General features: G+C 65.8%; 18 protein-coding genes, 1 tRNA gene and 1 pseudogene. 10 read left to right on the forward strand and 10 right to left on the reverse strand.

The features are described 5' to 3' along the window. Positions 1 to 35 precede the first annotated feature (35 nt). Positions 36 to 752: a hypothetical protein gene (locus tag C457_RS16115; protein WP_008096336.1), complete on the forward strand. Its 717-nt coding sequence runs from the start codon at positions 36 to 38 to the stop codon at positions 750 to 752. A gap of 12 nt (positions 753 to 764) precedes the next feature. Here C457_RS16115 and C457_RS16120 read toward each other — a convergent pair whose 3' ends face one another. Then, positions 765 to 1,382, reverse strand: coding sequence for a class I SAM-dependent methyltransferase (locus C457_RS16120; RefSeq protein WP_008096338.1), 618 nt, complete (start codon positions 1,380 to 1,382; stop codon positions 765 to 767). Between the two features lie 253 nt (positions 1,383 to 1,635). Here C457_RS16120 and C457_RS16125 point away from each other — a divergent pair, with 253 nt between their 5' ends. Next, the gene (locus tag C457_RS16125) at positions 1,636 to 1,830 is read left to right on the forward strand and encodes a cold-shock protein (protein WP_004041873.1); all 195 of its coding nucleotides are present in this window, start codon (positions 1,636 to 1,638) and stop codon (positions 1,828 to 1,830) included. 119 nt (positions 1,831 to 1,949) lie between these two features. Here the strand turns inward: C457_RS16125 and C457_RS16130 are convergent, their stop codons facing one another. The 4 genes from C457_RS16130 to trmY all read right to left on the reverse strand — a co-directional run bounded on the left by C457_RS16130 (position 1,950) and on the right by trmY (position 7,065). Continuing rightward, a complete protein-coding gene (locus C457_RS16130; RefSeq protein ID WP_008096339.1) occupies positions 1,950 to 4,256 on the reverse strand; it encodes a hypothetical protein in 2,307 nt (768 codons plus the stop codon). A 105-nt stretch (positions 4,257 to 4,361) separates the two neighbouring features. After that, positions 4,362 to 5,603, reverse strand: a complete 1,242-nt coding sequence (locus C457_RS16135) for an ABC transporter substrate-binding protein (RefSeq protein WP_008096341.1) — start codon at positions 5,601 to 5,603, stop codon at positions 4,362 to 4,364. 708 nt (positions 5,604 to 6,311) lie between these two features. After that, a tRNA-Pro gene (locus C457_RS16140) sits at positions 6,312 to 6,384 on the reverse strand. Between the two features lie 84 nt (positions 6,385 to 6,468). Further along, entirely contained in the window at positions 6,469 to 7,065 is a 597-nt protein-coding gene (trmY, locus tag C457_RS16145; protein ID WP_008096343.1) for a tRNA (pseudouridine(54)-N(1))-methyltransferase TrmY, read from the reverse strand. 163 nt (positions 7,066 to 7,228) lie between these two features. Between trmY and C457_RS16150 the strand changes: the two genes are divergently transcribed. Beyond that, positions 7,229 to 9,130, forward strand: a complete 1,902-nt coding sequence (locus tag C457_RS16150) for an ABC transporter ATP-binding protein (protein WP_008096345.1) — start codon at positions 7,229 to 7,231, stop codon at positions 9,128 to 9,130. A 178-nt stretch (positions 9,131 to 9,308) separates the two neighbouring features. On the opposite strand, the pseudogene C457_RS16155 reads toward C457_RS16150, so the two are convergent. From C457_RS16155 to C457_RS16175, 4 genes and pseudogenes are all read right to left on the reverse strand, one after another. Continuing rightward, a pseudogene (locus C457_RS16155) lies at positions 9,309 to 10,010 on the reverse strand (hypothetical protein); the annotation flags it as partial. 329 nt (positions 10,011 to 10,339) lie between these two features. Continuing rightward, complete coding sequence (locus C457_RS20225) at positions 10,340 to 11,203, reverse strand: hypothetical protein (RefSeq protein WP_152420038.1); 864 nt, start codon at positions 11,201 to 11,203, stop codon at positions 10,340 to 10,342. Positions 11,204 to 11,329: 126 nt separating this feature from the next. After that, positions 11,330 to 12,106 carry an ABC transporter permease gene (locus tag C457_RS16170; protein ID WP_008096350.1) on the reverse strand — a complete coding sequence of 259 codons (777 nt, stop codon included), beginning with the start codon at positions 12,104 to 12,106 and terminating at the stop codon, positions 11,330 to 11,332. Beyond that, complete coding sequence (locus tag C457_RS16175; RefSeq protein WP_008096352.1) at positions 12,103 to 13,056, reverse strand: ABC transporter ATP-binding protein; 954 nt, start codon at positions 13,054 to 13,056, stop codon at positions 12,103 to 12,105. The genes C457_RS16170 and C457_RS16175 overlap by 4 nt, the downstream gene beginning before the upstream one ends. A gap of 346 nt (positions 13,057 to 13,402) precedes the next feature. On the opposite strand from C457_RS16175, the gene C457_RS16180 reads away from it, so the two are divergent. The 5 genes from C457_RS16180 to C457_RS16200 all read left to right on the forward strand — a co-directional run bounded on the left by C457_RS16180 (position 13,403) and on the right by C457_RS16200 (position 17,484). Further along, the gene (locus C457_RS16180) at positions 13,403 to 13,657 is read left to right on the forward strand and encodes a hypothetical protein (protein ID WP_008096354.1); all 255 of its coding nucleotides are present in this window, start codon (positions 13,403 to 13,405) and stop codon (positions 13,655 to 13,657) included. Beyond that, the gene (gene aceA / locus C457_RS16185; protein WP_004041865.1) at positions 13,654 to 14,691 is read left to right on the forward strand and encodes an isocitrate lyase; all 1,038 of its coding nucleotides are present in this window, start codon (positions 13,654 to 13,656) and stop codon (positions 14,689 to 14,691) included. The genes C457_RS16180 and aceA overlap by 4 nt, the downstream gene beginning before the upstream one ends. After that, positions 14,684 to 15,985 (forward strand): malate synthase AceB, encoded by a 1,302-nt coding sequence (gene aceB / locus C457_RS16190; RefSeq protein WP_008096357.1) that lies wholly within the window; start codon positions 14,684 to 14,686, stop codon positions 15,983 to 15,985. Before aceA ends, aceB begins: the two co-directional genes overlap by 8 nt. Before the next feature lie 214 nt (positions 15,986 to 16,199). After that, complete coding sequence (locus tag C457_RS16195; RefSeq protein ID WP_008096359.1) at positions 16,200 to 16,775, forward strand: DUF4112 domain-containing protein; 576 nt, start codon at positions 16,200 to 16,202, stop codon at positions 16,773 to 16,775. Positions 16,776 to 16,875: 100 nt separating this feature from the next. Beyond that, positions 16,876 to 17,484, forward strand: a complete 609-nt coding sequence (locus C457_RS16200) for a twin-arginine translocation signal domain-containing protein (RefSeq protein WP_008096361.1) — start codon at positions 16,876 to 16,878, stop codon at positions 17,482 to 17,484. Positions 17,485 to 17,633: 149 nt separating this feature from the next. On the opposite strand, the gene C457_RS16205 is transcribed toward C457_RS16200, so the two are convergent. Further along, positions 17,634 to 18,611 (reverse strand): DMT family transporter, encoded by a 978-nt coding sequence (locus C457_RS16205; RefSeq protein WP_008096363.1) that lies wholly within the window; start codon positions 18,609 to 18,611, stop codon positions 17,634 to 17,636. Between the two features lie 193 nt (positions 18,612 to 18,804). Here C457_RS16205 and C457_RS16210 point away from each other — a divergent pair, with 193 nt between their 5' ends. Together C457_RS16210 and C457_RS16215 are read left to right on the forward strand one after the other, a co-directional pair. Continuing rightward, a complete protein-coding gene (locus tag C457_RS16210) occupies positions 18,805 to 20,088 on the forward strand; it encodes a tRNA pseudouridine(54/55) synthase Pus10 (protein WP_008096365.1) in 1,284 nt (427 codons plus the stop codon). A 39-nt stretch (positions 20,089 to 20,127) separates the two neighbouring features. Then, on the forward strand, positions 20,128 to 20,757 hold the full coding sequence (locus tag C457_RS16215; RefSeq protein WP_049913666.1) for a hypothetical protein: 630 nt from the start codon (positions 20,128 to 20,130) through the stop codon (positions 20,755 to 20,757). The last annotated feature ends 20 nt before the right edge of the window (positions 20,758 to 20,777 follow it).

Genomic DNA, 20,777 nt, shown 5'->3' on the forward strand with positions numbered 1-20,777 from the left:
AACACAGGGCAACGATTGGTGGGACAATCGGGGGCATGGCACGACGGGCGAACCCGGCGTTCGCGGGCGGCATCGTCACCGTCTCGGTGGTCGCGCTCGCGTACGCGGTCACGGTTGGGTCGCTCCAGCAACACACGTTCGTCCACGTCATGGCGGGGTTGCTCTGGACGGGCACCGACCTGTTCATGGGGGCGATTCTCGGGCCGGTCATCGGCGGGTTGACCGACGAACAGAGCGCCGCGGTGTTCGAGCGCCTCACGCCGAAGACCTCGTTTTTCCTCCCGTCGATGGCGCTCGTCACCATCGCGGGCGGCATCACGCTCGCCCAGCGACTCGGTGTGTTTCCCCACGCCGAGCCGTGGCTCGCGCTGTTCACCGCCGCGAACCTGATTCCGGTTCTCCTCCTGCTCGGACGCCGGCTGAACGCGTGGCGCGACCGACGCTGGCAGGTCGTCTTCGCCGTCGCCACCATCGGGTCGCTCGCGTGGGTCGCGACCACCGTCGGCGACTTCCAGATGACGACCCCGGCCATCGTCGTCGCGCTCGTCATCGTCACTCTCCTCTCGGTGCAGGGCTTCGGCTTCTTGATGCCCGGCGAGATACGGATGTACTTCGAGATGACCTCCGAGGACCCGGACCCCGGCGTCATCTCGGCCATCGGAAAACAGAACGCCATGCTCGGCGGCGTGCAGGGGCTGTTCCAACTCGTCCTCATCGCCGACATGGTGTACCTCCGCTACGGCGGGTTCTGAGCCGAAACGAGGTCAGTCGGTCCGGCGGAACACGCGGAGGGTGTCGCGGTCGCCGCGCTCGCAGGCGACCTGTTCGAAGTCGAACGGCGCGAACACGGCCTCCCAATCGCGGTAGTAGAGAGGGAAGTCGTACTCGTCGTCGTTGACGCCGCGGTCCTCGGGCGGGACCGACTGGTCGCCCTCGTTTTCGACGGTGACGAAGTAGTCGCTCGCGCTCCGGGCGAGCGCCTCGAACACCCACGCGTCGTCGGGGTGGATGTGCTGGAGCGTCTCGATGGAGTAGACGGCGTCGAACTGGCCCGGGGAGAACTCCTCGGCGACCTCCTCGATGGCGGCGGCGTGGAACGTCCCGCAGTCGGCGAGGTCGGGATAGGCGTCGGCCATCACCTCGAAGCAGTCGGGGTTGATGTCGACGCCGTGGAGGTTCTCGAAGCCGTGTTCGCGGAGGTGCGAGAGGTGCCGACCGGGACCGCAACCGAGTTCGAGAATCGACGCCGAGGGGTCGAGACGCTCCTCGAAGACGCGCCGAATCGACTCGCTCGTCTCGTTCGGTCCGTAGTACGCGTAGTACTCCGGCGAGAACTCTCCCGACCGATTCGCCCACTTCCGACGAACGTCGTTAGCATCCACGGTGTCGGAGACCGTCCGGCCACGCGTAAAGCCTCGTCGGCCGCGACCGACCGGGGCCGACGGGGAGAACTGCCGATACCACAGATTGTCGAGGAATCACCGCCGAACCACTAGGCGAGCGCGGGTAGAACCGACACACCAGAACATTCGTCTACAAATACCGATGATTCAGAAACATATTCAATAAAATAACCCCCGTGACAACACGACCCTCACAAGTCTTATCCGTAAAGGGCGTGTGTGTTCAAAAGCAATGGCGAAAGGAAACGTTGATTTCTTCAACGACACTGGCGGCTACGGTTTCATTTCGACGGACGATGCTGACGACGACGTGTTCTTCCACATGGAAGACATCGGCGGCCCGGACCTCGAAGAAGGCACGGATGTTGAGTTCGACATCGAGCAGGCCCCCAAGGGCCCGCGCGCGACGAACCTCACGCGCCTTTAAACTAATTTAGTACGCCGCGTTTCGCGGCAGAACGATAACTCACATTTTGCGTATATTCGACCGGCGAGCGACGCGTTCGCGGCCGGTCGTCCACGCGAGCTACGACACGAACGACTGACTCAGAGCGTGTCGGCCGCACGGGCCTGCTCCGAGCGACGGCGCGCCTGTTCGAGTCGCCGGTCGGTCGCCCGAGAGAGCGACCCCGGAAGCTCCCCGCGCGCCTCGGCTAACCGCTCAGCCACGCGTTCGAGCCGCGACGCGACGGTGTCGAGGCTCTCGTCCGCCCGGCCGCGCTCGCCGGCTTCGGCGCGTTCTGCGGCCCGGTTCGCGGCCTCGGCGACCGATTCGAGCGCCTGCGCCAGCCCGCGGACCGCGTTCGCCTGTCCGTCGCTCGTCGCCGTTTGGGTCGCGCCGTTCGAGGTGGCCGTGCTCGACGAGTCGCCCGAAGTACCCGAGTCGTCCGAGTCGTCCGAGTTGTCGTTGTCGCCGCCGTCTCTCTCGTCGACCGCCGCGACCGCCGCGGCCGTCTCGGCGGCGATGTCGGCGAGGAAGGTCGCGAGCGACGCCTTCCCCGTTCGCGGCTCGTCGATTCGGACGCTCGGAATCGACGCCGGCGCGGACCCGGAGTCAGACTCGGAGTCGTCGCCCGCGGCGCTCGCGCTCGGGTCGGGGTTCACGCGGAACGCGCCGATTTCGTCGTCGCTGTCGCGGACTTCGACGGTGTACGCGCCGCCGCGGTGGACGTAGACGGCGTCCGGCCCGGACAGCGGCGCGTCGTACAGTCGCCCGGCGAAGTCGTCTTCGAGCGCGAGCGCCGTCAGGTCGCGGTCCGTCCCGTCGGCGTCCACCTCGACCTTCGTCGCGGACTCCCGCGCGACGAGCGGGATTTCGCCGTCCACGCCGGCCGTGGTGAGCGTCTCGGCGTCGCCGGACGACGAGTCCGTCTCCGACGCGGACTCCGACCCGGACCCCGCGTCGCCGACCCGGACCGTCTCGCTGTGGGGTGCCGAGCCTGCGCCGTTCACCGTGAGCCGATGCTCGCCCGCGGGGACATCCCGGAGGACGCCGAGACCGCCGAACGTCGGCGCGGCCTCCGGGTCACTCTCCAAGAGAAGGACGGACTCGACGCCCGATTCGCGGGTCGTCACGCCCTCGCCGTCCGGCGCGTCTGCGTCGGTGACGGCCTCCGTCACCCGGACGAAAAGCGTGTTGAGCGCCGAGGGCTCGTCGACGACGTCGTACCGCTCGGCGAGGGCGCTCCGGTGGGTCGGGTCGGTGATGTCCGCCGCGGGGTCGGCGTAGCGCGGCTGGCTCCACGGCGTGCTCGTCGTCGTGAGGTGGCTCGCAATCGCGTCCTCGACGAAGCCGGGGACCGCGAACTCGAAGCTCAGTTGCGGCCCGGTGAACTCGGTGATGTGCTCGACCTCGCCCGCCGGGACGAGCGCGTACTCGATGTCGGCGTCCGTGTCCGCGTCGCGGTCGTCGTCTGCCGTCTCGGGCCCGAACACCAGTCCCGTCGACCGCGCCGGGAGGTCCGTCGGCGGCGACGACAGCGCGTCGAACGACCGCACCGTGAGCGCCTCGCTGACGAGAGAGTCGCGGGTGACCGACGGGAGTCGCTCGTCTTCGTACACCGGCGCGCCGTCGAGTTCCGGAACGACGTAGGGGAGGCGCGCGCCCTCATCCCGCGGGAGGCCGTAGGCGATAGGTATCTCCGCGGCGTCCTCGATGCGGTCGAACGCCCGGTTGGTGATGTCCGCGAACGTCCCGCCCGCCGGGAGCCGCTGGAACCGGTCGGCGCGGTCGTTGAGCGACAGCGCGCTGGAGTGCGACCCGAGTTCGGAGAGCACCCGCGGCGGACGCGCGGGGTCCGGGTCGAGGAACTCGTTGTTCGGGACCGACCGCGAGTGCGAACTCGCGACGTACAGTTGGGGGACCGGCTCGTCGTCCGCCGTGTCGACGAAGACGTGCAGCACCTCCCAGTCGTGCCAGTGGAAGTTCGTCGTGAACTGGTCGAACACCGAGTAGAACCAGTACTGCACGGCCGTCAGCGACGAGTCCTCGTATCGGACCACGTTGTAGAACACCGTCGGCTCCGGCGCTCGCTCGTCCGTTTCCCCCTGTGTCGCGTGGTAGCCGTCGAAGGCGTCGAAGCCGTCGACGACCGTCTCGCCGTCCCGGTCGCTCGCGTACGACCGCGGGTCCGTCGGGAACCACGTCTCGTCGGCGTCGAAGTAGAGCGTCGGCGCGAACCGCGCGGCGAGGCCGCGGGCGACCTCGGCGTCGACGCTGGCGGTCGGGGCGGCGGTGCTGGCGGTCTCGGTCGAGTCGCCGCCGAGGGCCGAACACCCGGCGAGCGACCCGAGACCGGCGCTCCCGAGCGCGGCGAGGAACGCCCGTCGGTCGAACGCGGGTCGGTCCGTCATCTGTCTATGTGGTGGAGTCGAGGACGGAACAAATCTCTTGTGTCGTCCGGTGACGGCGGGTGCGGGGCCGGTCGGCGGGGCCGTCGGTGTGGCGTGGCTGACCGCTCAGAACTCGCCGTTGATGATGTCGGCGACGTGCTGGCGGTCGAACAGCTGTTCTTCCTCGGGAATTTCGGGGTATGGGCCGCCGTCCGAGGTCGGCCACGCGCCGAACTCCTCGGGATGGAACTGCTTGGCGCTCATCTCCAGTTGGAAGAGGTTGAGGATCGGACCCTGATACCGCGCGCCCTGCGGGTAGACGCGGCCGTTCTGGACCGCCGAAATCTCCGCGGCGACGGGGTCGTCTTCGAGCGTCGCCCGGAGGTCGTTCATGCTGACGTTCGGCTGCATCCCGCTCAGGAAGAGGATGACGTCGGGGTCGGCCTCCAACAGCGCCTCGAAGTCGACGTTCGAGCCGGACTCGATAGCGCCTTCGAACGCGTCGCGGGGCGCGAGCGGCCGGATGTGGGAGGTCATAAAGCCGGGGTTGCCGACCGTGTACGCCCAGATCTGCTTTTCGATGTCGGCCGCGGTGAGAAGCACCACGCTCGGCCGCTCGTCTTCCGGCGGCAGACCCGCCTCGATGGTGGCGAGCAGGTCGTCGTGAACGGCCGCGAGCGCCTCGTATCGCTCCTCTTCGTTGAGCACCTGCGCGACCTTCTCGAACTGCTCCCACAGCGTGTAGTACTCGTAGTCGCCGGTCCACTCGTCGGTCGGCGACGCGTGACGACCGCTCAGCGAGTTCCCGAACCACGGCGAGATGTTGTCGTCGACCTCCTCGATGTCGTCCATGTCCCACTGTTCGAGCTGGACGACCCACGCGGGGTCGGCCAGATGCACGTCGCTGTCGAGTTCGTAGAGCTTCTCCTTACTCGTCTCCCACGAGGGGTACAGGTCCGCCCAGTCGACCTCGACGCCCGGGAGCCGCGCCGTGAACTGCTTCCACGTCGTGTCGTAGTACGCCGGCCCGTTGACCGCGTTCACGTCGTCGCCGCGGCCGAGCGCGAACGCCATCCCCGCGTGGTGGGTCAGCCGCGTGAAGATGCTCTGGGGCGGCTCGTCGAACTCGACGGTGCCGACCGGCGACATCGTCACCGAGTACGAACTGTCCTCGGGCGTCTCGGTCTCCGTTTCCGTTGCCGTCTCGGTCGCGGTCTCGGTCGTCGATTCGGTCTCGGCGTCCGTCGTCGACTCCGAACCGCCCTCTCCGGTACAGCCGGCGAGCAGCCCGCCGCCGACGGCCGCGCCGCCGTACTTCACGTAGTCGCGCCGCGTCAGTCCCTTCCGTGGCGTCTCGTCGCGCTCCATAGTTTTTTAGGCCAGCCTAAAATAGATAATTGCTTCGGTTCTCGGACGACAGCGGGGCCGTCACGAGCGCGAGCAGCGCCTCGCCGGCTCGGCCGTGCGTCGGCTCTGACAGGAAACTGCGGGCGCCGGCCTCGCGTCGCCGCTTGGTGCGATTGGACTGCCTCCGGCCGTTCGGCCGATTCCGTGCTCACCTTGGGTCTGTCGGCGACGAGGCGGCGGCCGAGCCGTCGGTACCGCTCGCCCTCATTTGTTTTAGGTTGGCCTAAACTATTGAAGGTTTTCGGTTTGGTGGCGGGGGTGTGTCGCGTTCGACGTATTGATGAGCGAATTGCGGGCGGGACTGTGATTCTCCTAACAGAACCTCCTGTTTCATCTAGTAAGAGAGGACGTGCGGAGTGGCGGCTCAGATTCGAACTTCCCTCGCTGTCGCTCGGGCGTTCGAATCTTCGGTCGCCCAGACAGCCGTTTCGGGGGGACTCGCACACGCTACGCGGTGCTCGTTGGCGTTGAAAGGGGTAGAAATGGGCCGCTGTGACTCGCTGGCGCTCGTCACAAGCACCCGCTCACTTCGTTCGCGAGTACGGCTCAGATTCGAACCACGGTCACTCACTTCGTTCGTTCCCTGATTCGAATCTTCGCCGGGTGAAACCTCCCACACCTTTCAGACCACTCGCTGTCGCTCGTGGGTCGTGAAAGGTGGGGAGAATATGGGCCGGCTCAGATTCGAACTGAGGTTACGGCCACCCGAAGGCCGAAGGATACCAAGCTACCCCACCGGCCCGCATTTTGAGGCAAGCCACCGTCGCGTTTAACAGTTGTGATTGCGGGCCACCGTCAGACGGCGTGACACACCGTCGACCCCGCCTCAGTACCGCGAATAGCCCGCGGTGTCGAGGTAGTTGTGCGCGACCGTAATCGAGTGGTCGGCGTGAAGAATCTCGGGACCGAGTCGGACCCGCTCGTCGGCGGCGGCCGCCAGCAACTCGGCTTCCTCGTCGGTGAAGTCGTGGTGGTCCGAGAGGACGAAAAGCGGGTTCTCGGGCGGTTCGACCTGAACCACGGGGTCGCCGTCCTCGTGGAGTTCGACCACCGTCGCGTCGCGGGCGGCCTCCTCCAGCGTCGTCTCGAAACCCACCCGGCGGATGGAGACCCCCGGCGACGACTCGGCGGGCATGTGGCCGATTGCCTCCTCGCGTTTCTCCAGCGCCTTGCGAATCAGGGCGGCGGTGGAGCGCTCGTCGGGGTTGAGCCGACGGAGTTCCGAGCCTTCGAAGCGGATGGTGTACTCGTCGCCGAGGACGAGATGAACCCGAACGTCCTCGCGGATGTCGTGCGAGAGGAAGAACGCGGAGTTGACACAGCGACAGAGCACGTCGAGTCGGCCGGCCCCGCCGGCGATGTCGTCGAGCGAGAAGTCGGGCGTCGTCGGCGCGTCGTGGCCGATGACGATGAATTGGCGCATGACTCCGATTCGGCGCGTGGGAACCTTATCGCTGTTCACTCGGGCGGGCGAGCGGACGGGTCGGAGCGACGCCAGCAGTGGGCGCGAATCTCCCCGACCGCGCACGTCATATCCGCCGGACGCTTACCGCAGGTAAGTGAGCCACAAGTCCGGGCGCGACCCGATGGTCCGCCTGTTCGCCGAATACGGTCGCGAGAACCTCGCGTGGTTCGTCGTCGGGCTACTGGCGAGCGTCCTCGGGCGACTCGTCGCCATCGTCCCGGCGCTCGTCCTCGGGGTCGCCATCGACGCGGTGTTCTTCCGGAACACGGCGTACGCCCTCCCGCTGGTCCCGCCGTCGTGGCTGCCGACGACCGTCTCCGGGCAGTTCTGGCTGAGTTTCTGGCTCGTCATCGGGGCGTTCGTCGGCGGGGTCGCGCTCTCGTGGGTGCAGGGCCTCGGCCTCGCGGTCTACTCGAATCGCGTCCAACACGCCGTCCGCGTGGACACCTACGACGCGCTCCAGCGCCTCGATATGGCCTTCTTCGACGACAAGCAGACCGGGCAGGTGCTCTCGATTCTCGACGGCGACGTGCGAAATCTTCGGACGTTCCTCGACAGCACGCTCTCGGGCGGCCTCCAGTTGGTCGTCGCCGTCGTCGGCATCGCGGGCGTGCTGTTCTACTTGAACGCCCAGCTCGCGGTCGTCACGCTCGTGGCCGTCCCGCTTCTGGCCGTCTTCACCGTCTGGTTCATGCGGACGATTCGGCCGCTGTACCGCGCGCTCCGCGAGAGCGTCGGCGCGCTCAACACCCGCATCGAGAACAACGTCTCGGGGATGGAGGTCATCAAGGCCTCCGCGACCGAGGACTACGAGACCGACCGCGTCGCCGACGCCTCCATGGACTACTACCGTCGCGCCCTCGCGGTGGTCAGGCTCGACTACCTCTACCAGCCGTCGATGGAACTCCTCGCCGGCGTCGCGTTCGCCGCCACGTTCGCCATCGGCGGCGTCTGGCTCATCTTCGGCCCGCCCGCCCCCTTCACCGGAGACCTGCTGGTCGGCGAGTTCGTCACGTTCCTGTTCATGACCCAGCGGTTCATCGACCCGCTGTCCGGCGCGGGCCGCATCGTCAACTCCTACGAGAACGCCCGCGCCTCGGGCGAGCGCATCTTCGGGCTGGCCGACCGCGAGGCCGTCGTCCGCGACGCGTCCGACGCCGAGTCCCTCGACGCAATCGACGGCCGCATCGAATTCGACGGGGTCTCGTTCGCCTACGCGACCGGCCGCGAGGTGCTCCGCGACGTCTCGTTCACGGCCGAACCGGGAGAGACCGTCGCGCTCGTCGGCCCCACGGGTGCGGGAAAATCCACCGCCGCGAAGCTCCTCCTCAGGCTCTACGAACCCACGGACGGGGCGGTCCGCGTGGACGGCCACGACGTGCGCGACGTCGAAATCAGGAGCCTCCGCGAGGCCATCGGCTACGTGAGTCAGGACGTGTACCTCTTCGACGGGACGGTCAGGGAGAACCTCCTGTACGGGACGTTCGACGCGACCGAGGCGGAGATGGTCGCGGCCGCGAAAGCCGCCGAGGCCCACGAGTTCGTCTCGCGGCTCCCGGAGGGCTACGACACCCGCATCGGCGAGCGCGGCGTGAAGCTCTCGGGCGGCCAGCGCCAGCGGCTCTCCATCGCCCGCGCGATGCTCCAAGACCCGCGAATGCTCGTCCTCGACGAGGCGACGAGCGCCGTCGACACCGAGACGGAACTGCTCATCCAGCGCGCCCTCGACCGACTCTCGGCGGGCCGGACGACGCTCGTCATCGCCCACCGGCTCTCGACGGTCCGCCGGGCCGACACCATCGTCGTCCTCGACGAGGGCGAAGTCGTCGAGTCGGGCACCCACGACGAACTCGTCGAACTCGGCGGCCTCTACGCGACGCTCTGGGGCGTCCAAGCCGGCGACGTGTCGGGCGTCTCGGCGGACATCCTCGCGCGACTGGTCGAGCGAAGCCGCGCGGCCGACGAGGCCGACACGGACCGCATCGCCGCCGACGTCAGCGCCGACGGCGGCGAAGACGCCTGAGGAAGTCGTCGAGCGACGCTAGGCGAAGAAGACGAAAGAAAACGGGGCGGGGCAACGAAGCCGGGAGTCCGGCTTCGGTCGCGTGAGTGATGGCTGGTCGTCGGTGTCGGGCAACCGGCCGCCCGCGATGGCTGAGACGGGTGGGCCGGTCGCGTCGATACGTGTCGGTTCGGGTTGGTTACGCCGGAGTTGGGGCGGTTCCCTGTCCGGGTGCCGAACCGGCCTCGCCGCCGGATTCGGGCGTGGCCGGGGCGGGCGCGCCGGATTCCTTGTCGCCGGAGACGAGGAAGTCGGCGAGGTTGCCGACGAGCACCTCGTTGTCGGCCTCGTAGGCCGATTCGGGCGCGAGGAAGTCAGCGTCACCGATGGCGACGACCGTCTCGCTCTGGGCGGCGACCGTGTACGGACCGGTCTTTCGAATCGACTCGACGCGGGTCTCGCCGCCGGAGACGAGCGCCGGCGAGACGCTGTCGGCCGAGACCGAAAGCGGCGCGGCGTCGCGGAACACGACCTCGTCGACGCCCTCGGTCAGGGCGGTTTCGCCCTCGGGCGTGGCGTAGACGTTCTCGTAGTTGAGGTAGTAGTCGTGCATGTTGTACAGCGACGAGGAACCGAACGAGACCCCGTAGTCGGATGTCAGTCCGGCGTCGCCGCCGACAGCGCCAGTCGACACCGAGACGGTGATGAGGCCGAGGACGCTCGTCGTGCCCGCGGACTGCGGGTCCCCGAGGAGGGCGACGCGGCCGCCGGCGTCCTCGAACTTCCGAAGCGCTTCGAGTTGCTTACTGGTGTATGGCTTTTCTGGATTGGCGACGACAAACGCATTGGCCTTCCGGAGGGAGGAATTGAAGTTCTGCCACGCGTCGTCACTGGTTCGGTACAATCCCGTCTATCTGTATCCCTGACAATGACTCGACTCCATCAGGCCAAAAGTAGCTACTTAGACATTCGATAGACCACATCACCAAGTACAACCAATATAATGATATACGGGAAAACTGAGAAAACATCGTATGCTAGCCCAGTAGATGTGTGTGTTAGAATCGTGAGCTGGAAATATATATCCGAGATCTGAATGAGTATCACACTTAGGAGTAGACCTATTAAGTCAAGGAAGTAGTAAACGGATTGTTTCCCGCTGTCTCTTTCCATATATTAATATTTGAATGGATAGATATAAATCTTGTTGTGAGGGGGTGAGGAAACTACTTAGAGATTCTTATCTCGGTCCTCTGAATTGGGGAGAGTCCAATTATCCACAAGCGTATCTGTCTTTACCGATATCGCACCAAGAGAGAAGGTGATCGTCTGGCCACCCGCTGAAACGCCTGCAGGAGACCAAGCATGTGAAAAGGTACCGCCAACAGGACCTGAACCAGTTCCACCATCGCGCTTAATCCGAATCTGCATGTAGCCATCTCCCTTGGTGTCGCCACCTTGTGCATCATGAAGACGATCATCAAAACTCACGACCGCGCCCCCTGTTTCAAATGGGGGTTCCTTAACAACACTTGTCACACCCGTCCATTTATCGTCTGCATTTGTCAACTCAAGACTACCACTATGTCGGAGGGAATCATCCTGATAAATAAATGCATCCGGTCTGTAGGCGAGGGCAGCCTTATCTTTAGGAGCAGGAAGATCAATATCGGTCTGAACGTTTCGAAGATGCCACTCGAGTGTTAAGGCATATTCTTCAGTAGAACTGTTAAACAAGACTGTATCAAAAGTAGCCGAACTCGAACTTTTACCGTAGTAATCGGCAGGCGATACTAAAGGCGTGTCTGAATTGTCTTGAACCTCAGGGCTATTCTGCGTGTCCGAGCTGTCTTGGCGGACAAACGTTTCACTAGAAAATTCCACGTTATGATCATTAAGTAGTCTCCGAGCTTCTGTGAACTTGTGAGAATCAAGTAGCTTGTAGTATTTTTTCTTCACACCCGCTTCTTCGACACCTACTGGCTGATTTTTCTTGTCCGCGAGAGCAGTTGTTGACGCACTAGCCAGCCCAGTAAGCGAGCCGCCAACAATTTTCAATGCAGTACGCCGGGTTGTCTGATTCTCATCTGACATCATTCACGTCGAGAATTGACAATATTATAAGCTTTTATGAATTGTTGTTAGCTCAACAAGAATTGTCTTTCAGATACAGTCTGGAAACCTCGACGCCGGACACCGAAAACGGGAGTCGTGACCGACTCAGTCGGTCAGTCCGTAGCCGCGCCGGAACAGCACGACGTTGAGACCGACGACCCCGAGCGTGAGCGCCGTCAGCACGCCGAGCGAGAGGTTCGGGTCCACCTCGGTGACGCCGAGGAAGCCGTAGCGGACGCCGTTGACCATGTATATCATCGGGTTGAGCAGCGACGCCTGCTGGAAGGTCGCGGGAATCTCGTTGAGCGAGTAGAAGACGCCGCCGAAGAACACCAGCGGCCGGAGGATGAACTGGTTCATCATCGTCAGGTCGTCGAAGTCGTCGGCCCAGAGGCCGCCGACCACGCCGAGGCCCGCGAACAGCAGGGTGATGACGAGCATGAACGCGACGAGGTAGAACGGTTGGGCGACGCCGACGGACGTGAAGAACGCCCCGATGAGGGCGACGAGCGCGCCGACGAGCACCCCGCGGGTCGCACTGGAGAGAACGTACGCGCCGACCATCGAGGTGTACGACAGCGGCGAGGTCAGCGCCTCCTCGATGTAGCGGTTCCAACGGCCGTGGAAGATGGAGAAGGACGCGTTCTCGAAAGCGTTCGAGACGGCTCCGAGGACGATGAGACCGGGGAGGATAAACAGGATGTACGGGACGCCCGCGATTTCGTTGATGCGCTCGCCGAGGATGACGCCGAAGACGGAGAAGTACAGCACGTTCGTGATAAACGGCGGGACGAACGTGTTGCGCGGGCGGCGGACGAACCGGAGGACTTCGCGGCGGAGCAGGGCGTAAAAACCGGTCACGTCGAGGCTCGTGAGACTCATTGCTCGACCTCCGCGGTGGCGCGGCCTTCACCCTGTCTCGTCATCTCGACGAACACCTCTTCGAGCGACGTGCGAGAGATTTCGAGGTCGACGAGTTCGTGGCCCTGCCTGTCGAGCGCCTGCACCACGTCGGGGGCGACGAGACCGCCCTGCTGGGCCGTCACGACGAGGCGGGTGCCGTCGAGTTCGACGGCCTCGACGCGGTCGTCGTCGGCCGCGAAGTCGGGGACCGCGGTCGGCGAGTCGCGGAGTTGGACGACGATGTCGTCGGTGCCGCGGTCCATCAGTTCCTCGGGGCTTGCGACCTCGATGACGGAACCGGAGTCGAGGATGGCGACCTCGTCGCAGAGGCGTTCTGCCTCCTCGATGTAGTGGGTCGTGAGCAGGATGGTCGTCCCGCTGTCGTTGAGGTCGACGATGGTCTCCCAGAGTTCGTGGCGCAGTTGCACGTCGACCCCGGCGGTCGGTTCGTCGAGGATGAGCAGGTCGGGGTCGGTGATGAGCGCCCGCGCGAGCATGAAGCGGCGTTTCATCCCGCCGGAGAGCCAGTCGAAGCGGGTGTCGCGCTTGTCGTAGATGCCGACGCGCTTGAGCACCTCGTCGGCGCGCTCGCGGGCCTCGTCGTGCGGAATCCCGTGGTAGCCAGCCTTGTGTTCGAGCACTTCGCGGATGGGGAAGAATCGGTCGACGTTGAACTCCTGCGGCGCGAGGCCGATTCGGTCGCGGGCCTCGCGGTAGTCGTCTTCCACGTCGTAGCCGAAGACGCTCGCCTCACCGCCGGTCTTGCGAACGAGACCGACGAGGATGTTGATGAACGTCGTCTTCCCCGCCCCGTTCGGCCCCAACAGCCCGAAGAACGACCCCTCGGGAACGTCGAGATCGACGCCGTCGAGGGCGCGGACGTCGCCGTAGGACTTCGTCAAGTCGCGTATCTCTATCGCGGATGCCATTCGCTGGTGCGTCGTCGGGCGTGGACGCGATTAAGCGTAGTGTCCGCGGAACGCCCCGTCACGGCGTGGCACGCCCGGTCACCGGGTGGAGTCGACGACGCTCGAACCCTGCCCACGGAGTAGATATGTTACCATGTGTCAAATTAGGGCCTAATATCCGTTCGTACAGAACTAAGTCATTAACTAATATTATCATTATCAATCATTAACTATTAGTACCACTCGGCAGTCGAACCGGGTGAGGAGACATCCGATGGTAGTATCCGCAGCACACCACGCAACCGACCGCTCGACGACCGCGACCCGAACCGACCGCTACCGACCGCCGACCCCACCGACGTAACCGATGACAAACCGCGACAACACGACCCGAACCGACACGACGACCCGCACGCAGACCACCGCTCGCTCGACGACGACTCGTCCTCGCGCCGCGCGGCGCTACCCCAACAACGAGGAGAACATGGACGCGCCGCTCGTCCCCTTCATCCGACAACCGGGTGAGGACGACGAGATGACGACGATTCGGCGCGAACTCGCCGCGCTCCGCGCCCAACTGAACCGCATCGAGCGAACGATGCAGCCCACCGACACCCAATGAACCCGACCGAACTCGACAGCGACGTCTTCGCACAGGATGTTGACAACCAGAAGGCCCGCGAACTGCGGGAGATGCTGAACACGCAGGACTTCGTGTTCGCCCCCGGCATGTACCACGCCCTCGACGCCCGCCTCGCCGAGATGACGGGCCACGACGCCGCCTACATGTCCGGCTACTCGACGGTCCTCGGGCAGTTCGGCTTCCCGGACCTGGAGATGGTCACGATGACCGAGATGGTCGAGAACGCAAAGCGCATGGTCGAGGCGACGAACCTCCCGGTCATCGCCGACTGCGACACGGGCTACGGCGGCATCCACAACGTCCGCCGCGCCGTCCGCGAGTACGAGAAGGCCGGCGTCGCCGCCGTCCACATCGAAGACCAGACGACGCCCAAGCGCTGCGGCCACATCGCGGGCAAGCAGATCGTCTCCCGCGAGAAGGCCAAGGCTCGCTTCGAGGCCGCCGTCGACGCCAAGCAGTCGGAGGACACGGTCGTCATCGCCCGCACCGACGCCTACGGTTCCTCGAACGGCGACTGGGACGAACACGTCGAACGCGGCCGCATCTACGCCGACGCCGGCGTCGACATCGTCTGGCCCGAGATGCCGAACCCCTCGCGTGAGGACGCCGTCGCCTACGCCGAGGAGATTCACGAGACGCACCCGGACCTGAAGCTCGCGTTCAACTACTCGTCGTCGTTCGCGTGGTCCGAAGAGGAGGACCCGCTGACGTTCCAGGAGCTGGGCGACCTCGGCTACAAGTACATCTTCATCACGCTGTTCGGCCTCCACTCGGGCGCGCACGCCGTCTACGAGGACTTCAAGAAGCTCGCCGAACAGGACGAGGAAGGCCAGTTCGACCTCGAACAGCGCTACCTCGACCACCCGACCGAGAGCCACCACGAGCTGTCGTTCGTCTCGCGGTACCAGGACATCGAGACGGAGTTCGACCCCGAGGCGCGCCGCCGCATCGAGGAGTCCGAAGGGTTCAGCGAGGAGCAGGCCGACCCCATCACGAGCAACGACGATGACTGAGCGCAGACACGACCGGGAGTTCGTGCGGACGTTCTTCACCTCGCCGACGGCCGTCGAGGGCGAAGCCGACTCCGCGAAGATGCTCCGCCGGGCGGCCGGCCTCCGCGGGATGCAAGCGCCCGACGTGTGGGTCCCCGACAACGAGGACGCCACCGCGCCGTCGATGCGCGACGAGGGAGCCGAGAACATCGTCGAAGTCATCGGCGAACACGGCGCGGAGTTCCCCGGCGAGATTCACCCGCGGATGGTCTGGCACCGCGACAGCCCCGAGACCCGGTATCAGGGCTTCCAGCACATGCTCGACATCACCGACCCCGAGCAGGGCGCGGTCGAGCACATCGACGGCTTCGTCATCCCCGAGGTCGGCGGCATCGACGACTGGAAGAAGGCCGACGAGTGCTTCACCATCGTCGAGAACGAACACGGCCTCGACGAGGGGAGCCTCGCCATGTCGGTCATCATCGAGAGCGGCGAGGCCGAACTCGCCATGGGCGACCTCCGCGACGAGATGGGCAAGCCGACGAACAACCTCGAACGGCTGTTCCTCCTCGTCGACGGCGAGGTCGACTACACGAAGGACATGCGCGCCATGACGCCGACCGGCGAGCTTCCGGCGTGGCCGGAGCTTCGACACAACACCTCTCGCGGGGCCAGCGCCGCCGGCTGTGTCGCCGTCGACGGCCCCTACGACGACATCCGCGACGTGGAGGGCTACCGCGAGCGCATGACTGAGAACCAGGCGAAGGGGATGCTCGGCATCTGGTCGCTCACGCCCGGCCAAGTCGTCGAGGCGAACACCTCGCCGCTCCCGCCGAAGACCGGCAGTTGGCTCCTCGACGCGGACGGCGAGGAGGTCGAACTCGCGTCCGAGGACGGGGCCGAGGTGTACGACGGCGACCGCCTCTCGCTCGAAGCCACCGACGACGGCTACGAACTCCGGGTCGGCGGCGACACGCGGGAACTCACCGCGGACGAACTCCGCGAGGAGCTGCTCGGCCTGACCTCGTACGTCCCGAGCATGGACGACATCGTCGACTCCATGGAGGAGTTCGAGGCGGCCAAGGAGGCGGGCCGCGGGGCTATCGCCATGACGCAGTCGGCGACGCTCCGAATCGGCGGCACCGAAATCGACATCGCCAAGGACCGCATGTGGGACGAGGCGACGTATCAGGCCGCGATGACGCCCATCAGCCTGTTCCAAGACGTGTACGAACACCGCCCCGACCAACACGAGGAGTTAGCGGAACGCTACGGCGCGGACGTCGTCGAGCGCGCGATGGAGGTGGGGCTCTAAGTTCGGGAACCGACTCCACCGCAGGGGTTCCGCCGTCGACCCCGATTCCGGCTTGGTCACGCGACGGCGTCCGGCTTCGTAGCTCCGACGACGCGCCCGCCCGAACCGTGGGGGCGGCGCGTCGCGCTCTTTTTTCCACTCGGCGCGCAGCTTCCGACTCAACACGACGCCGACCGACGCTATTCTCAAGTTCCACCCGCGCGAGTTGACACGTGTGAACGATTCGACGAACACCCCGGCGACGCCCGTTGGGACGAGCGACGGCGACGCAGACGAGTCGCTGGAACCCGACGCAGTCGTCGATTTCGAGTCGGCGGGCGTCGCGGACGAGGAGACGCTCGCGCGACTCCGCACGGTGAGCTTCTACCTCGACGAGGCGTTCGAGATTCCGGGGACGAACTACCGCATCGGTCTCGACCCGATTCTAGGGCTCGTGCCCGGCGTCGGCGACGCGACGGCCTCGGCGCTCTCGGCGTACATCCTCGTCGAGGCCGCGATGCTCGGCGTGCCGCGGGCGACGCTCGCGCGGATGCTCGGCAACGTCGTCCTCGACGCGACCGTCGGGTCGCTCCCGGTCGTCGGCGACGTGTTCGACGCGGCGTGGAAGGCGAACGCCCGGAACGTCCGACTGTTGGAAGCCCGGTACGACGACGCCTCCCCCGCGGCCGCGGAGGCCGACCGGCGCTTCCTCTTGGCCGCGGTCGCCGCGATTACCGTCCTGCTCGTCGCGCTCGGCGCGACCACGGCGCTCGTCGCCCTGTGGGTGCTCGGACAGGTTGGACTGTTGTAAGTTACCATTTCTCGAAACGAAGAAATCCGCCGTGTGAGTCGTTATCCACTCCCAAACTGTAAACTACAAGACATATATACGGGCTTGCAAATCATGGCGTATGGAACGACGAACCTTCCTGAAGAGCGCCGCCGCGACAGGAGCCCTCCTCACCACCGCCGGATGTATGGGCGGTGGCTCCGGGTCGCAGCCGACTGCGGGCAACGAGACAGGTAACGAGACCGGCAACGGCACGGCGGGCGAGACGACGACCGACGTCGAGCCGGCCGAGGTCCCGGACCCCGAACTCGCCTTCCGAACCAACAGCGGCGTCCTCCGCGTGGTTCACATGGACGGCGAGAAGATTACCGACGAGGCGACGAGCGAGGTCTACGTCACCGTCGACGACGAGCGCACCGCGACGTGGGTCGCCGACGGCGAGGAGGGGCAGGATTACCCCGTCTCGGTGGGTAACTTCCTCAAAATCGAGTCCGCCGAGAACGGCTCGACGGTCGAGGTCGTCTGGGTCGGCCGCGCGGGTGCCGAAGAAGTCCTCGCGACCCACGAGGTCGCCGCAGAGGAGACCACGACGACGACCACGACGACGAACGAGACGACCACGAACGGGACCGCCACCAACGAGACGGTCACGGAGACGACGACCGCCAACGAGACGGTCACGACGACGAACGAGACGACCACGTCGTCGGACAACGAGACCAGCAACTGAGAACGACGGCCGACGCCGACGCGGACACCGGCGTCGGACGCGACGAGGCTTTTTTCGACTCGAAAGCGGTTCGACGTTCGCGCTGTCGCGGAGCAACGGGACCCCGATAGCGCTGCGATACTCCCGGATGGTCGGCGACGGAACGCCGCTCAGTCGTCGGCCGGAAGGCCGTCCGGGTCGGTCGCCGGTTCGGGCGCGACGAGACCGACGTGGACGCCGAGACGACGACCCAGCGGGCCGAGCGCGTCGCGCTTCATGAACGCGAAGCCGAGGAGGATGAGCGCGAAGCCGACGACGGTGACGGGGCCGATGCGCTCGCCGAGGAACGCCCAGCCGGTGACGGCGGCGACGACCGGCGTGACGTAGTTGACGAGGCTGATTTCGACCGCCCCGATGCGGTCGAGCAGGACGAAGTAGGCGATGAAGCCGACGGCGCTGCACAGCACGGCCAAGAACAGCAACGCGGCGACGACGACCGGCGACCACGCCACGCTCGCGAGGCCGGGCTCGCCGAGGACGGGACTCGTGACGTGGAGCATGCCCGCGCCGAGGAGCATCATCCACGCCTGCATCGGAACGACGGGCGGGTTCCCGGGGAGGCGCTTGACGAGCACCGAGCCGAACGCCCACGCCGCGGCCGCGAGAAGGAGCAGGACGACGCCGAGGAGTTGGCCGCCGACCGACCCGGACGCGAGGGCGATGACCACCGTGCCGGCCAACCCCAGAAACACTCCGAGGAAGCCGAATCCGTCGAGGCGCTCTTCGGGCAGCATCGGCCACGCGAAAACCGGCGTGAGGACGGGCGCGAGGCTGATGACGATGGCCGAGACGCCGCTCGTCACGTACCGCTGGCCGGAGAACAGGAGCGAGAAGTGCGCGCCGATAAGGAGCGCCCCGCCGACGAGGACGACGAGCCACTCGTCGCGGCCGCGGGGCCGCCAGTCCTCGGCCGCGAGCAGGCCGTAGGCGAACAGCACCACGCCGGCCACGTCGTATCGGAGGGCGGCGAACAGTACGGGCGGGAGGACGTCGAGACCGACCTCGATGGCGATAAACGAGGTTCCCCAGAGGACCGCGATGGTCGCGAACAGTGCGAGCGTCCGATTCGTTTGCGTATTGATAGACACGAGATATCGACCGTAGACCCAGGTGTTGAAGCGGCTACCACGCCGCCGTACATCAAATTTCTCGGAGCCGAGATAGCACTCCACTCGGGTCGTGTTGACAAACATCGCTGGTCTGATGTACGTCGACAAGCCGTGCCGCGGCGACGCGGCGAACAAAGTAAGCTAGTTACGCGCGCCCCGATAGAGACCGAACATGAGCATCCTTGAGGACGCGCGAGCGCTCGCCGAGAGCGGGCCGGTCTGCGACGCCTGTCTGGGCCGGGCCTTCGCCGAGCGCAGTTTCGGGCTGACGAACGCCGAGCGGGGCAAGTCGCTCCGGGTCGCCGCCGCCCTCGACGCGGACGAGCCCTACGAGGCCGTCGAAACCGAGGACTGCTGGGTCTGCGAGGGGGCCTGCGCCGAGTTCGACGCGTGGGCCGAACGCTGCGCCGAGGCCATCGAGGACGTGGAAGTCGAGACGTATCAAGTCGGAACCCGTGCGCCGCCGCTCGTCGAGGAAAACGAGCTACTGCTCCGCGAGGGGGCGGGCCTCCCCGAGGACGCCGGCGAACTGTTCAAATCCGAGTTCAACCGCGAGGTCGGAAAGCGCGTGGGCCGACTCACCGGCACCGAGGTCGACTTCACCCGACCGGACGTGCAGTTCCTCCTCGACATCGAAGCCGACGCCGTCGAGGCGCAGCTCAACTCCGCGTTCGTCTACGGGCGCTACCGGAAGCTCGCGCGCGATATCCCGCAGACCGAGTGGCCCTGCCGCGAGTGCGACGGCTCGGGCTACAAGGGCAAAGAGCCCTGCGACTACTGCGGCGGCTCCGGCTACCTCTACGAGGACAGCGTCGAGGGCTTCGTCGCCCCCGTCGTGATGGACGTGATGGACGGCGTCGACGCGAAGTTCCACGGCGCGGGCCGCGAGGACGTGGACGCGCTCATGCTCGGCACGGGCCGGCCGTTCGTCGTCGAAATCATGGAGCCCCGCCGCCGCTCCATCGACGTGGAACAGCTCGAAGGCGATATCAACGCGATGGCCGAGGGCGAAATCGAGGTCGAGGGGCTCCGCCTCGCCACCTACGACATGGTCGAACGCGTGAAGAAACTCGACGCGAGCAAGGAGTACCGCGCCGCCGTCGAATTCGACGACGACGTGACCGACGAGGACCTGCAGGCCGCGCTGGACGAACTCACCGGCGCGACCATCGAGCAGTACACCCCGCACCGCGTCGACCACCGCCGCGCGAGCATCACCCGCACCCGCCACGTCTACGACGCCACCGGCGACCTCGAAGACGCGCGCCACGCGACCGTCGAAGTCCACGGCGAGGGCGGTCTCTACATCAAGGAACTCGTCTCGGGCGACGAGGGCCGAACCAACCCGAGTCTCGCCGGTATCCTCGACACGGGCGCGGTCGTCACCGCGCTCGACGTCATCGCAGTCGAAGGCGAGGACGAACCGTTCGAGGACGACGAGTTCTTCAAAGACTGAGGGGAAGGCACTTGTCGGCAGGGTGATTCTTCCGAGGCGATGCCCTCCATCCTCGGTGTGGCTCGTCTGGTGTTCGCGGTCGCCCTCGTCGCTGCCGCGTTTGTCGTCGTTCCCGCGCCCGGAGCCCCGGAGGACGACCACTACGTGACTGTCGAAGACTCGATTCCCGAAAAGGCCGAGAGCGTTGACGGTGCGGTTTTTCGCGGCGGTGATTCGCTCTCCCCACCCGCCCGGCAGGTGGTGACGACTGCGCACGAACGAATCGGCGAGGCTGCCGAGTCCACGACCGTTGTCCTTCGTGGAACGGGCGCACCCGAGTTCTTCTACAGCGACACCATCGCACTCGGACAGGGTGAGTACTACGTGGAATACGAGGAGACAGTGTATCAGGTCTGGTCCTCTGGCGGCGGCTCGCAGATTCTCGATTACGTCGTTCTCGGCGGACTGTTCTCGCTTGCGAGCGCGTTAGCCACGCCGGTTCTCTCCCGAGCGGTTGGCGAATCGAAGCAGGCGCTCTCCCTCACGACCGCGTCCCTCGCCGCGGTCCTCGTCTTCGGAATCCACGTGAACACACACTCCCTCGCGTCCGTGCTGAGCGTCACGGCTCTCACTGTGGGCAGCCCGGCACTCGCTGGCTGGGCCGGCGTCGTCGCGGACCGCAATCTCTAATTCTCGCCCGCGACACCCGA

The organism is Haloferax prahovense DSM 18310 (assembly GCF_000336815.1).
GTDB lineage: Archaea > Halobacteriota > Halobacteria > Halobacteriales > Haloferacaceae > Haloferax > Haloferax prahovense.

Bases quoted from the DNA above. Each gene is read 5' to 3' on its own strand.
- C457_RS16115 (WP_008096336.1), top strand. From the start codon at position 36: ATGGCACGACGGGCGAACCCGGCGTTCGCGGGCGGCATCGTCACCGTC.
- C457_RS16125 (WP_004041873.1), top strand. From the start codon at position 1,636: ATGGCGAAAGGAAACGTTGATTTCTTCAACGACACTGGCGGCTACGGT.
- C457_RS16130 (WP_008096339.1), bottom strand. From the start codon at position 4,256: ATGACGGACCGACCCGCGTTCGACCGACGGGCGTTCCTCGCCGCGCTC.
- C457_RS16135 (WP_008096341.1), bottom strand. From the start codon at position 5,603: ATGGAGCGCGACGAGACGCCACGGAAGGGACTGACGCGGCGCGACTAC.
- trmY (WP_008096343.1), bottom strand. From the start codon at position 7,065: ATGCGCCAATTCATCGTCATCGGCCACGACGCGCCGACGACGCCCGAC.
- C457_RS16150 (WP_008096345.1), top strand. From the start codon at position 7,229: ATGGTCCGCCTGTTCGCCGAATACGGTCGCGAGAACCTCGCGTGGTTC.
- C457_RS20225 (WP_152420038.1), bottom strand. From the start codon at position 11,203: ATGTCAGATGAGAATCAGACAACCCGGCGTACTGCATTGAAAATTGTT.
- C457_RS16170 (WP_008096350.1), bottom strand. From the start codon at position 12,106: ATGAGTCTCACGAGCCTCGACGTGACCGGTTTTTACGCCCTGCTCCGC.
- C457_RS16175 (WP_008096352.1), bottom strand. From the start codon at position 13,056: ATGGCATCCGCGATAGAGATACGCGACTTGACGAAGTCCTACGGCGAC.
- C457_RS16180 (WP_008096354.1), top strand. From the start codon at position 13,403: ATGACAAACCGCGACAACACGACCCGAACCGACACGACGACCCGCACG.
- aceA (WP_004041865.1), top strand. From the start codon at position 13,654: ATGAACCCGACCGAACTCGACAGCGACGTCTTCGCACAGGATGTTGAC.
- aceB (WP_008096357.1), top strand. From the start codon at position 14,684: ATGACTGAGCGCAGACACGACCGGGAGTTCGTGCGGACGTTCTTCACC.
- C457_RS16200 (WP_008096361.1), top strand. From the start codon at position 16,876: ATGGAACGACGAACCTTCCTGAAGAGCGCCGCCGCGACAGGAGCCCTC.
- C457_RS16210 (WP_008096365.1), top strand. From the start codon at position 18,805: ATGAGCATCCTTGAGGACGCGCGAGCGCTCGCCGAGAGCGGGCCGGTC.
- C457_RS16215 (WP_049913666.1), top strand. From the start codon at position 20,128: ATGCCCTCCATCCTCGGTGTGGCTCGTCTGGTGTTCGCGGTCGCCCTC.